Genomic DNA, 16,124 nt, shown 5'->3' on the forward strand with positions numbered 1-16,124 from the left:
GTGCTCGTGACCCTCAAAGCCATTGCCATTAACGCCACGCTCAAGCCGACCGGCAAGGAGCCTTCGTCCACCGACAAGATGATCGACCTCGTCCGCGACCAGCTCAAGGAGCACGAGGTCGAATGGGCGGGCACGATCCGCCTCGCCGACCATCGCATCAAATGGGGCGTCAGCTCGGACGAGGGCGACGGCGACGAATGGCCCGAGCTTCGCCGCCGGATCCTCGCCGCCGACATTCTCGTCTTCGGGACGCCGATCTGGATGGGGCAGCTGTCGAGCCCCGCCAAGCTGGTGCTCGAGCGGATGGACGCCTTCCTGTCCGAGACCGACGACCGGGGCCGCACCCCCGCCAGCGGCAAGCTCGCGGTCGCCGCGATCGTCGGCAACGAGGATGGCGCGCATCGCTGCACCGCCGACCTCTTCCAGGCGCTCAACGATGTGGGCTGGACCATTCCCGCGGGCGGCGCGACCTATTGGGTCGGCGAGGCGATGAACAAGAAGGACTTCAAGGACCTGCCCGAGGTGCCCGAGCAAGTCACCGCGACGGTCGCCGCGCTGGCGAGCAATGCCGCGCATCTCGCCAAGCTTCTTGGAAATGACACGTATAAAGGGGTAGAGCAGAAGGCATGAACGCCGCTGCTCCCGTTCGCCAGCCCGGACTGGCCGAGCGCGTGGCAGAAGTCCGTGCGCTGACGCTGGCGCTCGCCGCGCCGCTGGGCGATGCCGATGCGACCGTCCAGCCGATGCCCGACGCCTCGCCCGCCAAGTGGCATCTCGCGCATACCAGCTGGTTCTTCGAGACCTTCGTCCTGCGCGACTTCGTGCCCGGCTATCGTCCCTATGACGAGCGCTGGGGCTTCCTCTTCAACAGCTATTACAACGGCGAGGGGAAAAGGCTCGCGCGCGACCGGCGGGGCATGCTGGCGCGGCCGCATCTCGACGAGATCCGCGCCTATCGCGCCCATGTCGACGCGGCGCTGGCGCGGGCCATTCCCGATCTGCCCGCCGAAGCGCTGTCGCTGGTCGAGCTTGGCATCCACCACGAGCAACAGCACCAGGAGCTGTTCCTGACCGACATCCTCGCAAGCTTCGCGGCCAATCCGCTCGAGCCCGCTTATGGCGCAGACAAGGATGCGGTGAGCGCGGGCATGCCGCTGACCTGGCACGAGGGCCGCGCGGGCGAGCAGGAAATCGGCGCCGGGGACGACGGCTTCTCCTTCGACAGCGAGCGGCCCCGTCACCGGGTCTGGCTGCAGCCCCACGCCATCGCCAGCCGCACCGTCACCAATGGCGAATGGGCCGAGTTCATCGCCGCGGGCGGTTATTCGAACCCCGCGCTGTGGCTGAGCGACGGCTGGGACTGGGTCCAGCGCGAGGGCATCACCGGCCCGCTCTACCGCGACGAGGACGGCACCGCCTTCACTCTCGCCGGGCGCCGGCCGCTCGATCCGCAGGCCCCGGTCACCCATGTCAGCTATTACGAGGCCGATGCCTTTGCCCGCTGGGCCGGGGCGCGGCTTCCGACCGAGGCCGAGTGGGAAGCCTGGGCGGCGGGGGCGGACCCCTGCGCCGGCCACCAGCTCGATCGCGCCGGCCCGGTCCGGCCGCAAGGCAGCGACGGGCCGTTCGGCGACGTCTGGTGCTGGACCGGCTCGGCCTTCCTGCCCCACCCCGGCTTCCGCCAGCCCGAGGGCACGGTCGGCGAATATAATGGCAAGTTCATGAGCGGGCAGATGGTGCTCAAGGGGGCCAGCTGCGCCACCCCGCGCGGCCATTCGCGCGCCAGCTATCGCAATTTCTTCCCCCCGGCCGCGCGCTGGCAATTCACAGGAGTACGTCTTGCTCGCGATCTCTGAGCAGGTGGATGAGGCCTTCGCCCGCGACGTCCTCGACGGGCTGGCGCAGAAGCAGCCGGCGGTCCCGGCGCGCTGGTTCTACGACGAGCGCGGCTCGGCGCTGTTCGACGACATCACCCGGCTGCCCGAATATTACCCGACCCGGACCGAGCTTGCGATCCTCAGCCGCTCGATGGGCGAGATCGCCGCGGCGGTCGGCACCGGCCGTGCGGTGGTCGACTATGGCGCGGGGTCGCAGATCAAGACCCCCCTGCTGCTCGAGGGGATCGATCCCGCGCTCTACGTCCCGGTCGACATTAGTGGGGTCCACCTGCGCGCCAGTGCCGAGGCGCTGCAGCAGCGCTTTCCTGATCTTGCGATCGAGCCGGTCGAGGCCGATTTCGCCAAGCCCTTTCGCTTGCCGCCAGCGGTCGATCGCCATCCGGTGCTGGGTTTCTTCCCGGGCTCGACCATCGGCAATTTCGTGCCCGCTAGCGCAATCGACCTCCTGCGCTCCTTCCGCGCGACCCTCGGCGTCGACGCGCTGCTGCTGATCGGGGTCGACCGGATCAAGGACCGGTCGCGACTGATCGAGGCCTATGACGATGCCCAAGGGGTGACCGCGGCCTTCAATCGCAATCTCCTCGAGCGGATCAACCGCGAGCTTGGCGGGACCGTGCCGATCGAGGCCTTCCGCCACGAGGCGCGGTGGAACGCGATGCTGTCGCGGGTCGAGATGCACCTCGTCGCCGCCCGCGATGTGACCTTCGAGGTGGTCGGCCGCACCTTCCGCATCGCGCAAGGGGGCAGCATCCACACCGAGAACAGCCACAAATATACTTCCGAGAGCGCCCGGCTGCTGCTGGCGGCCGGAGGCTGGACCCCGCTTCAGGAATGGACCGACGGGCCGGGCGACTTCTCGCTGCTGCTGGCCCGCGCCGAAGCCGACCGCATGGCCCCCTAGGGCCCGTGTTGCCGGGGGCCGCCCCCCTCGGCTACAGCCCCGGCATGGTTCTTCGCACGCTCCTCGAGATCGCCGCCATCCTCCTCAACCTGCTGTGGTGGCTGATCATCATCCAGGTGATCCTGAGCTGGCTGATCGCCTTCAACGTGCTCAACACCTCGAGCCAGGGGGTCCGCCGCTTCCTTACCGGCCTCGACCGCCTGCTCGAGCCGCTCTACCGGCCGTTCCGCAAGATCCTGCCTGATTTCGGCGGGCTCGACCTGTCGCCGGTGGTGGTGCTGCTGCTGATCGGGATCCTGATCAATCCGGTCATTTCCAACGCTTTGGCGTCGCTGCCCCAACCGGGGATGTGAGGCGATGAGCGCGCGTCGAATCGACGGCAAGGCCGCCGCCGCGGCGCTGCGCGCGCGGGTCGCCGGGCTCGCGCAATCCTTCGCCGCCGCGACCGGACGGCCCGCGGGACTCGCAACCGTGCTGGTCGGCGAGGACCCCGCGAGCCAGGTCTATATCCGCTCCAAGCGCGCCGCGACCGCCGAGGCGGGGATGCGGAGTGACCATCATCCCCTCGACGCCGGCACCAGCGAAACCGAGCTGCTGGCGCTGATCGAGCGGCTCAATGCCGACCCCGCGGTCGACGGGATCCTCGTCCAGCTGCCGCTGCCGGCGCACATGGACGCCGCGCGGGTGATCGCGACCATCGATCCCGACAAGGACGTCGACGGCTTCCACGTCGTCAACGCGGGACGGCTGGCAGTGGGCGACCCGGCGGCGCTCGTCCCCTGCACGCCGCTTGGCTGCCTGCACCTTCTCAAGGCGGAACTCGGCGACCTGTCGGGCCTCCATGCGGTCGTCATCGGCCGCTCCAACATCGTCGGCAAGCCGATGGCGATGCTGCTGCTGGGCGAAAGCTGCACGGTGACCATCGCCCACAGTCGCACCCGCGACCTTCCCGCGATCTGCCGCGAGGCCGACATCCTGGTCGCCGCGGTCGGCCGGCCCGAAATGGTCAAGGCCGACTGGATCAAGCCGGGTGCGACGGTGATCGACGTCGGCATCAACCGCCTCCCGGGGGCCGAGCCGGGCAAGAGCCGGCTGGTCGGCGACGTCGCCTTCGCCGAGGCGGCCGAGGTGGCGGGCGCGATCACCCCGGTTCCGGGCGGGGTCGGGCCGATGACCATCGCCATGCTCCTGCGCAACACCCTCGTCGCCGCGCATCGCCGCGCCGGCCTCCCCGCTCCGGAAGGACTGTAAATGCTTGGCCTCGGCCTTCTCCTTGCCGCCGCCACCGTGCCCGCAACCGCGATCGAGGCCGAGCGTGCCTTTGCCGCCGACGCGCGGCGCGAGGGGCAATGGACCGCCTTTCGCAAATGGGCGGACCCGACCGCGGTGATGTTCACGCCCCAGGCGGTGTGGGCGCAGGATTATCTCAAGGACCGGAAGGATCCGGCGACCTCGGTGCGCTGGCAGGCGTCGGACAGCTGGGTCAGCTGCGACCGCCGGACCGCCGTCAACACCGGCCCCTGGCAACTGCCGGACGCGAACGGCTATTTCGTCACCCTCTGGATGCGCCAGCCGAGCGGCGACTGGCGCTGGACGGTCGATGGCGGCGACACGCTGAGGAAGCCGCTGGCGGCCCCCGCGCGCCCCCGCCTGCGGGTGGCCGCCTGCACCAATCGCGCCGCGCGGCTGCGCGCGGTTTCGCGCGACTATGCCAATCCGACCAACCGCACCGCTCCGCCGGGGGACAGCGGCTTCGCCCGCTCGGCCGACGGGACCCTGCTGTTCCACTGGACGGTGACGGCCGCCGGCGCGCGCCGGACCCAGGTCCGGCTGTGGAACGGGCGGCGGTTCGAAACCGTGCTCGACCGTCAGGTGGCGGCATCCCCGGCGCGCTCGTGATCGAGCTCTTCACCTCGGCCTTCATCACGCTCGCGGTCATCGTCGACCCGCCGGGCTGCGCGCCGATCTTCGCCGGCCTGACCAAGGGTACCGACGCGGTGCACCGGCGGCGCATGGCGTTCCGCTCGGCGCTGGTCGCCTGGTGCATCCTGACCTTCTTCGCCTTTCTCGGCGAGCCCCTGTTGCGCACGCTCGGGGTCAGCCTCTCGGCCTTCCGGCTGGCGGGCGGGATCATGCTGTTCATGATCGCCCTAGACATGGTGTTCGAGAAGCGGACCGAGCGCCGCGAGGAGCGCGCCCGCGAGATCGAGGGTTCGCCCGAGGCCGAAGACATTTCGGTCTTCCCGATGGCGATCCCGATGATCGCGGGGCCGGGCTCGATCGCCTCGATCATGCTGCTGTCGGCCCGCGCCGAGGGCGTCGCCGAGCAGGCTATTGTCCTCGGTGCGATGACCGCGGTGATCGTGCTGACCCTCGCAGCCCTCCTCGCCGCGGGCCCGCTGATGCGGCTGATCGGGGCCAAGCTCGAGGCGATGATCACCCGCATCCTCGGCGTGATCCTCGCCGCGCTGGCGGTGCAGTTCGTGCTCGACGGGCTCGAGCGGAGCCTTCCCGGCCTCGCCGGCTAGACGCAATCGACGCCTGGCCGGCTAGGCTAGCGGATCACCCGCCACATCTTGAACGGGCTGTCCTTGCCGAGGTCGATCGGCTGAAGCCACGGGAAGGACGCCCCCTTCTCGAGCTGGGCGTAGAAGCCCTTGGGTGTGCGGGCGACGAAAATGGTCGCCTGGTTCATGTGCGGACAGACCAGCAGATAGTCCGAGCGGTGCTTGGTGATCAGCGCGCGCGCCAGCTCTGGCGAGCCGCGGAAGGCGTTCATGCTGTCGGCGATCGCCTGCCCATTGCGATGATAGGGTCCACCCAGCGCATCATGGTGGGTGACCGCGATCAGCCGCGGTCCGAGGTCGATGAAGGTGAAGACCATGCCCTTTGGCTGCCGGGCCACGGGGCGCATCGCCCACATGGTCGGGCAGAGCCGGTTGGCGCGATTGTTGAGCCGGCTGGCTTCGGTCTGCTTGCTCGCCTTCTCGGGGAAGAAGGACAGGGCCGCGGGGGCCGCCGCGCCGCTCCCGACGAGGACGAGGGCGCTGCTGCCGAGCACTACCACGAGACTGTTCTTCGCGTTCCACAGCCGCGGCAGCAGGGTCGCGATGAGCCCGGCGCAGCCGACCACGCCGAGCAGTTGCGCGGCGGGTCCGGCGCGGGTCTGCCAGAACAGGAGGCCGAAGGCAGCGGCGGCGATGACCGCCAGCGCGAGGATCTTGGGCAGGCGCTCGTCGCAGCGGCGGAGCCAGAGGAGCCAGGCCCAGCCCAGCAGCCCCGCCACGGGAAGCGAGAGAATGGTGACCTGCGTGCGCCAGGCATGCTGGGTGATCGGGCGCGCCTCGCGGACATTGTTGAGCCATAGCCGCTCGACCTCGGGGCTCACCCCTTCGAGCCGCGACAGGCAGTGCGGCCAGGCGAGGGCATGGAAGCCGGCGATGACGAGGCCGGCGGCGGCGGCGATGGCGAGTCGAACCGTCCAGCGCTGCGGGGTTCGCCAGGCGAGCAGCCACAGCAAGGCACCGCCAAGCAAAGCGTCGGACAGCCAGACCGGCGACAAGGCGTCGCAGACGGGCGCGCGATTGGCGTAGCTGGCGAAGAGCAGGAAGCCGGCCGCGCAGCCGCCCGCGACGCTCACCGCATAGGCGCCCAGCCGCTCGCGCTCGCGTGGGTCCGCGACCCACATCAGCACCTGCGCGACCCCGGCCAGCGCCAGATAGATGAGCATCTCGAGCCCGATCGACAGGCTGATCGCAGTCGCGACCCCGACGGTCAGCCCGCCGCGCCGCCGGTCGGGATCGGCGATCCCGCTCATCGCCATCGCCAGCAGCGCCAGCTGCCAGCCGTGGTGATCGATCCGGGTCGGCATGAACATGCCGTTGGTCGCGCCCGCCAGGTAGAGCGCGAGGAAGGCGGGGACGAAGGCGGCCGGGCTGATCAGCCGGCGCGCGGTCATCGCGATCCCCGCGAGCAGCACGACGTAAGGCAGCATCGGCGCGACCGCGACCGCCATCTTCTCGGCGTCGGCACCGCTCATGAACAGGCGGCCGAGGAGGATCAGCCCGGCGATGGGCAGGTCGACGATCCGGCTCCAGTGGATATTGGCGCCGCCGAAGGCGGGGTCGAAGCGATATTGGCGAAGGTCGTACCAGCCCTGCCCGTTCATCCAGGCGCGGACCTGCGCGATCCGGAGATTGTCGTCGGTGTCGCCGAGCCCGAAGCTCTGGATGCTGCCCCAGCGCTGCCAGGTGAAGACCGCGCAGGCCGCCAGCCAGGTGATGAGGACCACCCACCGCCAGTTCCGCTCCACCCAAGCCAACAGCCGTTCCGGCACGCGCACTTCCTTCCCGCCCGACAACAGGACTCGTTGCCGCTGTAGAAGCTCGCCGCTAGAGGGCAAGCCAATGGTCATCGCCACCCTTTTCCCCGATCCCCGGCAGCGCGAGATGTTCGGGCAGCTGATCCGCTTCGGCCTCGTCGGGGTCGGGCTCACCTTGCTCTATGCCGCCATCTACTGGCCGCTGGCGACCTACGTCATGTGGCCGGTGCTGGCGGTGATCATCGCCTTCGCCATCGCGGTCACGGTCGGCTTCTTCCTCCACAGCCGTTGGAGCTTCAAGGATCATGGCAAGGTCGAGGACGCGAAGACCAAGGCGCAATTCCTGGTGGTCCAGACCAGCGGCATGGTCCTGAACGCGCTCTTCACCTGGATCGCGGTCGACCGGCTCCACGGGCCAACTTGGTGGCCACTGGTCCCGGCGGTGCTGGTCACCCCCTTCCTGACCTTCGCGCTCAACCGCTTCTGGGTGTTCCGCTGATGGAACGGCAGGTCTACGACCGGATGGCGGAGCTCGACCAGCTCCACTGGTGGTACCGGGCGCGGCGCAAGGTGCTGTCGGCGCTGATCGCGCGGGTGGTCAAGCCGCCGCGCAATGCCCGGATCCTCGAAGTGGGCTGCGGCACCGGGCACAATCTCGCGATGCTCGACCTGTTCGGGACGGTGGACGCGATCGAGGTCGATCCAGCGGCACGGGCAATGGCCGAGCAGCGGCTCGGGCGGCCGGTCGGCTCGGCCCCGCTCCCCGACCTCAAGGGCGTGCCGAGCGGCGGCTTCGACCTCATCGGCTCGTTCGACGTGATCGAGCATATCGACGACGACCGCGCCGCGCTGGCGGGGATCGCGCGCTGCCTCAAGCCCGGCGGCAAGTTCGTGATGACCGTGCCCGCCCACCAGTGGATGTGGTCGGCGCATGACGAGGTGAACCACCATCGCCGCCGCTACTCGAAAAGCGGGCTCGAAGCGCTGTTCAAGGGCTCGCCGCTCAAGCTCGAGCGGATCGGCTATCTCAACAGCCTGCTCTTCCCGGTCGCCATGGCTGCGCGCGCGGCCGGACGGTTGACGGGCAAGGACGATGGCGACGACACGCTTCCCCCCGCACCGCTCAACGCGGCGCTGGAAGCGGTCTTCGCTCAGGAAGCGCGGCTGATCGGCCGGGTGGCGCTGCCGCCGGGACTGTCGCTCTGGGCGGTGGCGTCGGGCACCTGACCCAGACCCTTGCGCGGCGCCCGGGCGGTGCCGGCAATATCCTGGACAATATAGAGCGGGCGCTGCTTGGCCTGGCTGTAGAGCCGGCCGATATATTCGCCCATCATCGCCAGCACGAACATCTGCACCGCGCCCAGCACCACCACGACCAGCATCAGCGAGGTCCAGCCCGGGATGCTGCGCCCGGCGATGAAGGCGTAGAGGATGTAGAGCACGATCAGCAGCGAGCCGAGGCTCAGCAGCAGCCCGAAATGGCTGGCGAGCTTCAGGGGCGCCGAGCTGAAGCCGGTCAGCGCGTCGAGGGCGAAGCGGATCATCTTCGACAGCGGATATTTGGTCTCGCCCGCCGCGCGCTCGGCGCGGTCGTAGGCGAAGGGCACCTGGCGGAAGCCGATCCAGGCGACCATTCCGCGGACGAAGCGGGCCTGCTCGGGCATGGCCAGCAGCACGTCGAGCGCGCGCCGGCTCATCAGCCGGAAATCGCCGGCGTCGAGCGGGATGTCGATCTCGGTGGCGCTCGACAGCAGGCGATAGAAGGCATGGGCGGTGGCGCGCTTGAAGCGGGTCTCGCCGGCCCGGCTTCGGCGGACGCCATAGACGACGTCGGCACCCTCGCGCTCCATCGTCTCGAGCATCGGGGCGAGGAGCTCGGGCGGGTCTTGGAGGTCGGCATCGACGATCAGGATCTTGTCGCCGCGGGCAAGGTCCAGCCCGGCGGTCAGCGCCAGCTGGTGGCCGTGGTTGCGCGACAGGTTGACGCAGGTCAGGCGCGGATCGCGCGCGGCGAGCTCCTGCATGATGTCCCAGGTCCGGTCGCGCGAGCCGTCATTGACGAGGACGATCTCGTAATCCTCGCCGAAGCTGGTCCGCCCCGCCTCGCTCAGCCGCCGGTGCAGCAGCGGGAGGCATTCCTCCTCGTTGAAGCAGGGAACGACGATCGAGAGCGCGGTCATGGCGCCGGATTAGCGCCTTCGGGATGGATACGGTAGAGGGCCGAGCCGTCGGGCAGCGCCCACAGCTTCTGCATCCCCGCGACCTGCGCCGGGTCATAGGGCGGCGGGTTGATCAGCCACAGATAATCGAAGGCGTCGCGCGGGAAGGCAGCGAGCATATAGCCGATCGGCTTGGCCCAGCGCGCCGGGCAGCGATTGGCGACCACCAGGTTCGACGGATCGTAGCGCCACGCACCGGCCTTGGCATAGGTGACGGTGAGGAGTTTGGCGCCCTCGACATCCCAATGGTCGTTGGAGAAGCCGAGCTTTCTCACCACGACCATCCCGCCCAGGTGGGCGTTGCGCCACATCGGCCAGCTCGATTCCTTGGTGCAGCCGAGCCCGACCATGGTCACGACCTTGGCGCCCACCGGCATGTGGTCGAGCGCGGTCAGCTGCTGCTGCTGCTCGTCGCTGGCGAGCTTGAGGCTCCAGGTGACGCTGGCGGTGCGGGCAAGGAGAAAGGCGAGCGCGACGCTGGCCAGCACCCAGCCGATGCGCAGGTCGGTGTCGCGGCGGAAGCGGATCGCGAGCAGTGCCATCGCCAGGACGAAGGGCATCAGCCGCATGTCGGCATAGGCCGAGCCGAAGATGATCCGCGGAAGGCAGACGAAGGTCACCGCGAGCACCAGCGCGGTGAAGCTCAGCATGCGCGACAGGGTGAGGCGCGGGTAGATGACCGCAAAGCCGAACACCACCACCACGAAGAAGAAGGACAGCCGGTCCCAGCCGATCCAGCGGTCGCGCAGTACGGTGCGCAGCGAGAACATCTTGTTGGTCCAGTTGAACCAGTCGGCGGTCTGCCCGCCCGATCCCTCGCGCCAGGCCAGCATCAGCACCACCGGGACCGCGAGGCTCAGCGCCTGCCCGACCGCGCGGAGGATCGCCCGCCACCAGCTCCGCCCATCGTCATGCGCGCGGACCACTTCGGCCGAGAAGGCAAGCAGACCGAGCATTCCCCAGCCAAAGGCATGGCACAGCCAGATGACGATGCTGATCGGGACGAACAACGCCGCCCGCAGGCGATAGCGATGCAGCCGACCGAGCCGCAGCCACAGGCCGAAGGCGATCATCGCCAGCGCGACGCTCAGCGAATAATTGACGAAACCGAACAGGAAATGGTGGCCGTAGACGAACGGCAGCGCGAACATCACCGTCGGCGGAAGGCGGTGGTGTACCTCGCGGGCGACCCACAGCATCCCCGCCACGGTCATCATGGGAATGGCGATGACGACCAGCTTCACCGCCGGCTCGAGACCGATCAGCTTGGCCAGCGGGTAGACCGCGAGGTCGACCCCGAGATTGCCCATCAGCGCCCACTGGAAATGATAGAGCGGGGCGAGGCTCGGCGCGTCGCCGTCTAGCATCACCCGGTAGCGGCCCATGTGGCCGAGCAGGTCGACCAGCGGCGGAACCGGCGGATAGAGCAAGGGCACCGCCGCCAGCAGCACCATCAGCACCACGAAGGTGCGCGTCTCCCACCAGGGACGCGGGCTTCCTTTGGGGGTGGGGGGCGCGGCGGGCGGAATCATGGGCTGGCCGTCGCCCCTTGCACCTTGCGCACGCCCTGTCACCCCCGGTTCAGCCGCGGCCGCTTACGTGGCCTTCATCACGACAGGGTCTTTGGAGGGTTACCGATGAAGAAGTTCTTGATTGGAGCGGGCGCCTTGCTCGCCGCCACCGCCGCCGTCGCCCAGGTCGCGCCGCAGCCGCCGATGGCGCCGCGTGACGGCATCCGGACCCGGGCCGAGGTCGTCCAGCAGGTCCGCACCATGTTTGCGCGGATGGACGCCAATCGTGACGGCGTCCTCACGCAGGACGAGCAGAAGATGGGCAAGGGCCGCGAGAGGATGGCCGAGCGCGGTGCCGATCCGGCCCGCCGCCAGCAGATGTTCGACCGGCTCGACACCAACCGCGACAACATGATCAGCCGCGACGAATTCGCCCGTGCCGATGCCATGCGCGGCGAGCGTGGGCCGCGTGGTCAGGGTCGCGAGCACCGAATGGGCATGAAGGGCATGCACGGCGGGATGATGCGGCGGGCGGACGCCAACAACGACCAGCGCCTCACGCTGGCCGAGGCCGAGGCGGCGGCGCTCCAGCGCTTCGACCGTGCCGACGTCAACCGCGACGGCCGGATCACGCAGGACGAGCGCCAGCAGATGCGCCAGCAGTGGCAGCAGCGTCGCCCGCAGGCGGCCCCGGCGCCGGCGCCGGTTCGCTAAGCGCCTGTCAGATAGGAGAAGGGCTCGCCGCCTCGCGCGCCGGGCCCTTTTTCATGTCCGGGTTCAACCGTCGAGCCTGGCGCGATACTCGCTCTCGACCTCGACCATGTAGTCGCGGGTGATCGGCAGCGCGCGGCGGTCGCGGACATATTGCACCTGGAAATTGTTCATCGCGCCATAGTCGAAGGCGACCGAGCCGGCGGCGAGATAGAATTCCCACATCCGGAAGAAGCGCTCGTCATAGAGCGCGACGATCTCGTCCCGCCGCGCATGGCAGTTCGCCAGCCACGCCCGCAGCGTATAGGCATAATGCATTCGCAGCGTCTCGACGTCGGCGGCGATCAGCCGGACCTCCTCGCTCGCCGCCATCATCTGGCTGAGGCTCGGCAGGTGGTAGCCGGGGAAGATCCACTTGTCGGTGAAGGGATCGGGCTTGCCCGCCTTGCCATATTTGCCGATCGTGTGGAGCAGCATGACCCCGTCGCGGGTCATGAGTTCGCGGCACTTGCCGAAGAATTCGCCATAGTGCGCGGCACCGACATGCTCGAACATGCCGACCGAGACGATCCGGTCGAACTGGCCCGTCACGGCGCGATAGTCGATCAGCTCGAACTTCACCTTGTCGGCGACGCCCGCTTCCTGGGCGCGCTGCCGGGCGACGCGAAGCTGCTCCTCGGACAAGGTGACGCCGAGCATCTCGGCCCCGCTCAGCCGGTGGATGGTCAGCGCCATGCCGCCCCAGCCGCAGCCGATGTCGAGCACGCGCTGCCCCGGCTGGAGGTGAAGCTTGGCGGCGATATGCGCCTTCTTGTCCGACTGCGCCTGTTCGAGGCTGTTCGCGGGATCGCGATAATAAGCGCAGCTGTACTGAAGGTCGGGATCGAGGAAGAGCCGGTAGAGCTTCTCATCGAGGTCATAGTGGTGCGCGACGTTGCGGCGCGAGGCCTTGGCGTCGTTGCGCCCGCGCGGAAGCAGCGCCTTGAGGATCGAGACCTGCTTCTTGAGCCGGCCGCCGTGGCCGCCGTCCTCGAACCGGCTCGAGCCCACGACCAGGGTCAACAGGTCGAGCAGACTGCCCTGCTCGATCGTCAGCCGCCCGTCCATGTAGAGTTCGCCGAAGGCCAGGCGCGGATGGCGGAGCAGGCGGACCAGCGCCGCCTTGTCGTGGATTCGGGCGACGACGTCGGGCTCGCCCTTGCCGAGCATGGTGCGGTCGCCGTCGGGCGTGATGACGGTGAGCGTACCGCCGGTAATGCGCTCGCCGAGCAGGCGTTGGAGAATCATGCCCGATTGTTGGAGGGTGCGAGCGCCCAGCGCAATGTTGTTGCCAATCCGAGCGTCATCGCCTGCGTCGTCGGGCGGGCGATCCCCCCGTCCTTGAGGCCATGCAGCCGGCGCACTTCGGGCGGAAGCAGGTCGATCGCCGAGCGGGTCAGCAGCCGCTGCAACGGCAGGACGCTGAGCCGCTCGGGCGGCGACTGGAGGATGATGTCGCGGATGGTGCGCGAGCGCTGGTCGGCGCGCAGCTCAAGCAGGAAATCGCGCGCGAGCAGCGCTGCCTCGGCCTCGCTGCGGGGGACGGGATCGGCACCGAGCATTTCGCCGATCACCGCGACCTCGCGCCAGTAGGTATCGCGGTCGGCCGGGCTCATCCCGGGCTCCTTGAAGCGGCGATAACCGGCGAGGAACATCGCCGAGCCCGCAACATGGACGAAAGCCAGAAGCCGGGGATCATTGGCGTCGTAGGGCGTGCCGTCGGGCAGGCTGCCGTGGACGAAGCCGTGGATCTTGCGGACTCGCTCGATCGCCTGCTCGGCATCGCTGCGCGCGCCATAGGTGGTGACCGCGATGAAGCGCGCAGTGTTGCGCAGCCGGCCGTGCATGTTGCGGCGAAAGTCGCTGTGGTCCCACACGCCCGCGAGCGCCTTGGGGTGGAGCATCTGCCAGAGGAGCGCCGCGACCCCGCCGACCATCATCCCGGTGACGTCGGCATGGACCCGCCAGGCGACGCCCTCGGGCGGACAGAGCGAATCCAGCGCGGGCACGATCGGCTGCTGTCCCTGCTCGGGATCGTTGAAGAAGCCCACCACGCCGCGGGCGATCGCCCGGCGCAGCTGCTCGGTGGGCGCGAGGCGGTTCATGCCCGGCCCAACGCCCGGATCAGGCCGCCTGCTCCCGGTCGAGCTCGGCGCGGCGCTTCTTCTCGGCGGCGGTCTTGAGCTGCCCGCAGGCGGCATCGATGTCGCGGCCGCGCGGGGTGCGGACCGGTGCCGAAATCCCGCCCTCGAAGACGATATTCGAGAAGCTGCGGATCCGCTCGGGCGTCGAGCATTCATATTCGGCGCCCGGCCAGGGATTGAACGGGATCAGGTTGACCTTGGCCGGCAGGCGATAGTGGCGGATCAGCCGGACCAGCTCGCGGGCATGGTCGTCGCTGTCGTTCTTGTCCTTGAGCATCACATATTCGAAGGTGATGCGGCGGGCGTTGTTGGCACCGGGATAGTCGGCGCAGGCCTGGAGCAGTTCCTCGATGCCGTACTTGCGGTTCAGCGGCACGATCTCGTCGCGGATCTCCTTGGTCACCGCGTGGAGCGAGACCGCGAGATTGACCCCGATCTCTTCCCCGCACTTCTCCATCATCGGAACCACCCCCGAGGTGGACAGGGTGATCCGGCGCTTGGACAGGCCGAGGCCGTCACCGTCCATCACGATCCGAAGCGCGTCGCGGACATTGTCGAAATTGTAGAGCGGCTCGCCCATGCCCATCATCACGATGTTGGTGAGCATCCGGCCCTCGGGCTGGCTCGGCCATTCGCCGAGCGAATCGCGCGCCAGCATGACTTGGCCGACGATCTCGTGGACGGCCAGGTTGCGGACCAGTCGCATCGTTCCGGTGTGGCAGAAACGGCAGTTGAGGGTGCAGCCGACCTGGCTCGACACGCATAGGGTCCCGCGATCGGCGTCGGGGATGAACACCATCTCGAAATCGTGGCCGTCATGGGTCTGGAGCAGCCACTTGCGGGTGCCGTCGGTCGAGACCTGCGCCTCGACCACCGCCGGGCGGGTGATGCGGAAGCGCTCGGCCAGCCAGGGCTGCTGGGCCTTGGCGATGTCGGTCATGAGCGAAAAGTCGGTGACGCCGCGGTTGTACATCCAGTGCCACAGCTGCTTGGCGCGCAGCTTGGCCTGGCGCGGCTCGAGCCCGGCCTCTTCGAGCGCGGCGCGGATGCCGTCGCGCGCAAGGCCGATCAGCTCGATCCGCGGATCATCGGAAACGGCCGCGTCGCGGGGGACGGGCACGGGGTCGACCGGTCCGGGGATCGGCATCAGGTTGGTATCGGCGCTCATGGGAGAGCGGCCATGTAGCGAGTTTTGCGGATTTTTCCAGTCGAGTCCTTTGTGGCGGGCGGGCGGCCGGCCAACCCCGCCCGCTTCAGGCGCAGCCCAACGCCGCCGCGTCGATCGCGGTTGGCGCTCCGGCAAGGAGGTAGCGGTCGCTGATCGCGCCCCCGACGCCGGCCGCCCGGACCCGCATCTCGCTCGCACCGCGCAGGGCCGCGAGGATGGCGCGCTCCTGCGCCGGGCCGCGGCTCCAGGCCGAATTGCCGCGCGTGACGAGGAGGAAGCTCGCCTGACCGACGCTCAGGACCGCCGACGCGCCGGGCCTGACGGGACGCGCGAACAGGAAGTGCAATTCGCCCCGGCGGCTCCGATCACGCGCGAAGGCGAAGGCAGCGCGAGGCTGGACCCGGCCGGAAAGCGCCTGGAGTTCGCTTCGTCCGACCGCCTCGCACACTCCGCCGGACCGCTCGAACGCCGCCCAGTTGGCACCGGCATGGAGGAGGCGCTGGGCCGCCGCGGGCGCCGGGACTGCCAGCAGGGCGGCGAGGATCAGCGGGCGCGCAAGGCGTTCCAATTGTTCACCGCGCTGACCGGCTCGCTCGGCTGGAGGAGCAAGGTCGTGATGATCGCGCCCGCCGCGATGGCGATGCCGTAGGGAATGCCCGCCTTGGGCTGAAGCACCCTGACACGCGAGCGCAAGGCATCGGGCCAGGGCACCACGCGCAGCGCGATAATCAGCACCGCGAGAAGACCGCCGCTCAGCGCGGTGTAGATGAGGAACCGGAGCGCGCCGCCGAACTCGAACCAGAGCACCGTCGCGGCGAACAGCTTGACGTCGCCCCCGCCCAGGATCCCTCGGCCGAAGAGGAAGGTCCCGATCACCAGCGCGAGCAGGAAGACGACGCCGTTTTCCCACAGTTCGAGCCTGGGGCCCACCATGACCGCCGCGACGATTCCAAGCAGCAGCACCGCGCCGACGATGTAGTTGCTGATCTTCAGCATGACCGAATCCTGCAGCGCGGCGAGGACCAGCAGGCCGATCAACGCCCAGACGATCCAGTCCGGAGCCAAGGTCACCAGATTCACGCGCTCATCCCCCCTCAGGTCGCCCTAGCGATGGCGCGGCGCGGGCCCTTTCGCAAGGGCGCTTGCGCAGCCCGGGTCCGCATGAGACACTCAGGCTGCTCGGATGACCAGCGCTGGGGGCGCGTGGACCGG

At 69.0% G+C, this 16,124-nt stretch carries 18 protein-coding genes; 10 read left to right on the top strand and 8 right to left on the bottom strand.

Annotated features, from left to right (window positions below; translation table 11 throughout):
* Window positions 1-6 precede the first annotated feature (6 nt).
* From BS69_RS0108025 to BS69_RS0108055, 7 genes are read left to right on the top strand one after another with little or no spacing between them, the layout of a single operon-like run.
* Complete coding sequence (locus BS69_RS0108025; protein ID WP_029941437.1) at window positions 7-630, top strand: flavodoxin family protein; 624 nt, start codon at window positions 7-9, stop codon at window positions 628-630.
* The gene (egtB, locus tag BS69_RS0108030; protein WP_029941438.1) at window positions 627-1,856 is read left to right on the top strand and encodes an ergothioneine biosynthesis protein EgtB; all 1,230 of its coding nucleotides are present in this window, start codon (window positions 627-629) and stop codon (window positions 1,854-1,856) included. Before BS69_RS0108025 ends, egtB begins: the two co-directional genes overlap by 4 nt.
* Window positions 1,840-2,799 carry an L-histidine N(alpha)-methyltransferase gene (egtD, locus tag BS69_RS0108035; RefSeq protein ID WP_029941439.1) on the top strand — a complete coding sequence of 320 codons (960 nt, stop codon included), beginning with the start codon at window positions 1,840-1,842 and terminating at the stop codon, window positions 2,797-2,799. The genes egtB and egtD overlap by 17 nt, the downstream gene beginning before the upstream one ends.
* A 44-nt stretch (window positions 2,800-2,843) precedes the next feature.
* Window positions 2,844-3,152 (top strand): YggT family protein, encoded by a 309-nt coding sequence (locus BS69_RS0108040; RefSeq protein WP_029941440.1) that lies wholly within the window; start codon window positions 2,844-2,846, stop codon window positions 3,150-3,152.
* Window positions 3,153-3,156: 4 nt separating this feature from the next.
* Window positions 3,157-4,050: a bifunctional methylenetetrahydrofolate dehydrogenase/methenyltetrahydrofolate cyclohydrolase FolD gene (folD, locus tag BS69_RS0108045; RefSeq protein ID WP_029941441.1), complete on the top strand. Its 894-nt coding sequence runs from the start codon at window positions 3,157-3,159 to the stop codon at window positions 4,048-4,050.
* Window positions 4,051-4,698, top strand: coding sequence for a hypothetical protein (locus tag BS69_RS0108050; RefSeq protein ID WP_029941442.1), 648 nt, complete (start codon window positions 4,051-4,053; stop codon window positions 4,696-4,698). It begins immediately after the preceding gene.
* Window positions 4,695-5,327: a MarC family protein gene (locus BS69_RS0108055; RefSeq protein WP_029941443.1), complete on the top strand. Its 633-nt coding sequence runs from the start codon at window positions 4,695-4,697 to the stop codon at window positions 5,325-5,327. The genes BS69_RS0108050 and BS69_RS0108055 overlap by 4 nt, the downstream gene beginning before the upstream one ends.
* Before the next feature lie 26 nt (window positions 5,328-5,353).
* On the opposite strand, the gene BS69_RS0108060 is transcribed toward BS69_RS0108055, so the two are convergent.
* Window positions 5,354-7,135 (bottom strand): hypothetical protein, encoded by a 1,782-nt coding sequence (locus BS69_RS0108060; protein WP_029941444.1) that lies wholly within the window; start codon window positions 7,133-7,135, stop codon window positions 5,354-5,356.
* Window positions 7,136-7,205: 70 nt separating this feature from the next.
* Between BS69_RS0108060 and BS69_RS0108065 the strand changes: the two genes are divergently transcribed.
* The gene (locus tag BS69_RS0108065; protein WP_245605125.1) at window positions 7,206-7,619 is read left to right on the top strand and encodes a GtrA family protein; all 414 of its coding nucleotides are present in this window, start codon (window positions 7,206-7,208) and stop codon (window positions 7,617-7,619) included.
* Window positions 7,619-8,347: a class I SAM-dependent methyltransferase gene (locus BS69_RS0108070; RefSeq protein WP_029941446.1), complete on the top strand. Its 729-nt coding sequence runs from the start codon at window positions 7,619-7,621 to the stop codon at window positions 8,345-8,347. The genes BS69_RS0108065 and BS69_RS0108070 overlap by 1 nt, the downstream gene beginning before the upstream one ends.
* On the opposite strand, the gene BS69_RS0108075 is transcribed toward BS69_RS0108070, so the two are convergent.
* Both BS69_RS0108075 and BS69_RS0108080 read right to left on the bottom strand, forming a co-directional pair.
* Window positions 8,272-9,300 (bottom strand): glycosyltransferase family 2 protein, encoded by a 1,029-nt coding sequence (locus tag BS69_RS0108075; protein WP_084184389.1) that lies wholly within the window; start codon window positions 9,298-9,300, stop codon window positions 8,272-8,274. The genes BS69_RS0108070 and BS69_RS0108075 overlap by 76 nt on opposite strands.
* Complete coding sequence (locus BS69_RS0108080) at window positions 9,297-10,871, bottom strand: hypothetical protein (RefSeq protein ID WP_156956972.1); 1,575 nt, start codon at window positions 10,869-10,871, stop codon at window positions 9,297-9,299. The genes BS69_RS0108075 and BS69_RS0108080 overlap by 4 nt, the downstream gene beginning before the upstream one ends.
* Window positions 10,872-10,976: 105 nt before the next feature.
* Between BS69_RS0108080 and BS69_RS0108085 the strand changes: the two genes are divergently transcribed.
* Window positions 10,977-11,564, top strand: a complete 588-nt coding sequence (locus BS69_RS0108085) for an EF-hand domain-containing protein (RefSeq protein WP_029941449.1) — start codon at window positions 10,977-10,979, stop codon at window positions 11,562-11,564.
* Between the two features lie 63 nt (window positions 11,565-11,627).
* Here the strand turns inward: BS69_RS0108085 and BS69_RS0108090 are convergent, their stop codons facing one another.
* From BS69_RS0108090 to BS69_RS0108110, 5 genes are all read right to left on the bottom strand, one after another.
* Window positions 11,628-12,848 (bottom strand): SAM-dependent methyltransferase, encoded by a 1,221-nt coding sequence (locus BS69_RS0108090; protein WP_029941450.1) that lies wholly within the window; start codon window positions 12,846-12,848, stop codon window positions 11,628-11,630.
* Window positions 12,845-13,705, bottom strand: coding sequence for an oxygenase MpaB family protein (locus tag BS69_RS0108095; protein WP_029941451.1), 861 nt, complete (start codon window positions 13,703-13,705; stop codon window positions 12,845-12,847). Before BS69_RS0108095 ends, BS69_RS0108090 begins: the two co-directional genes overlap by 4 nt.
* A 19-nt stretch (window positions 13,706-13,724) precedes the next feature.
* A complete protein-coding gene (rlmN, locus tag BS69_RS0108100; protein ID WP_029941452.1) occupies window positions 13,725-14,912 on the bottom strand; it encodes a dual-specificity RNA methyltransferase RlmN in 1,188 nt (395 codons plus the stop codon).
* Window positions 14,913-14,997: 85 nt separating this feature from the next.
* Window positions 14,998-15,480 carry a hypothetical protein gene (locus BS69_RS13705; protein ID WP_051676638.1) on the bottom strand — a complete coding sequence of 161 codons (483 nt, stop codon included), beginning with the start codon at window positions 15,478-15,480 and terminating at the stop codon, window positions 14,998-15,000.
* Window positions 15,456-15,992: an A24 family peptidase gene (locus tag BS69_RS0108110; RefSeq protein ID WP_051676639.1), complete on the bottom strand. Its 537-nt coding sequence runs from the start codon at window positions 15,990-15,992 to the stop codon at window positions 15,456-15,458. The genes BS69_RS13705 and BS69_RS0108110 overlap by 25 nt, the downstream gene beginning before the upstream one ends.
* Window positions 15,993-16,124: the final 132 nt, after the last annotated feature.

The sequence above is a fragment of the Sphingomonas astaxanthinifaciens DSM 22298 genome (assembly GCF_000711715.1).
GTDB classification, from domain to species: domain Bacteria; phylum Pseudomonadota; class Alphaproteobacteria; order Sphingomonadales; family Sphingomonadaceae; genus Sphingomicrobium; species Sphingomicrobium astaxanthinifaciens_A.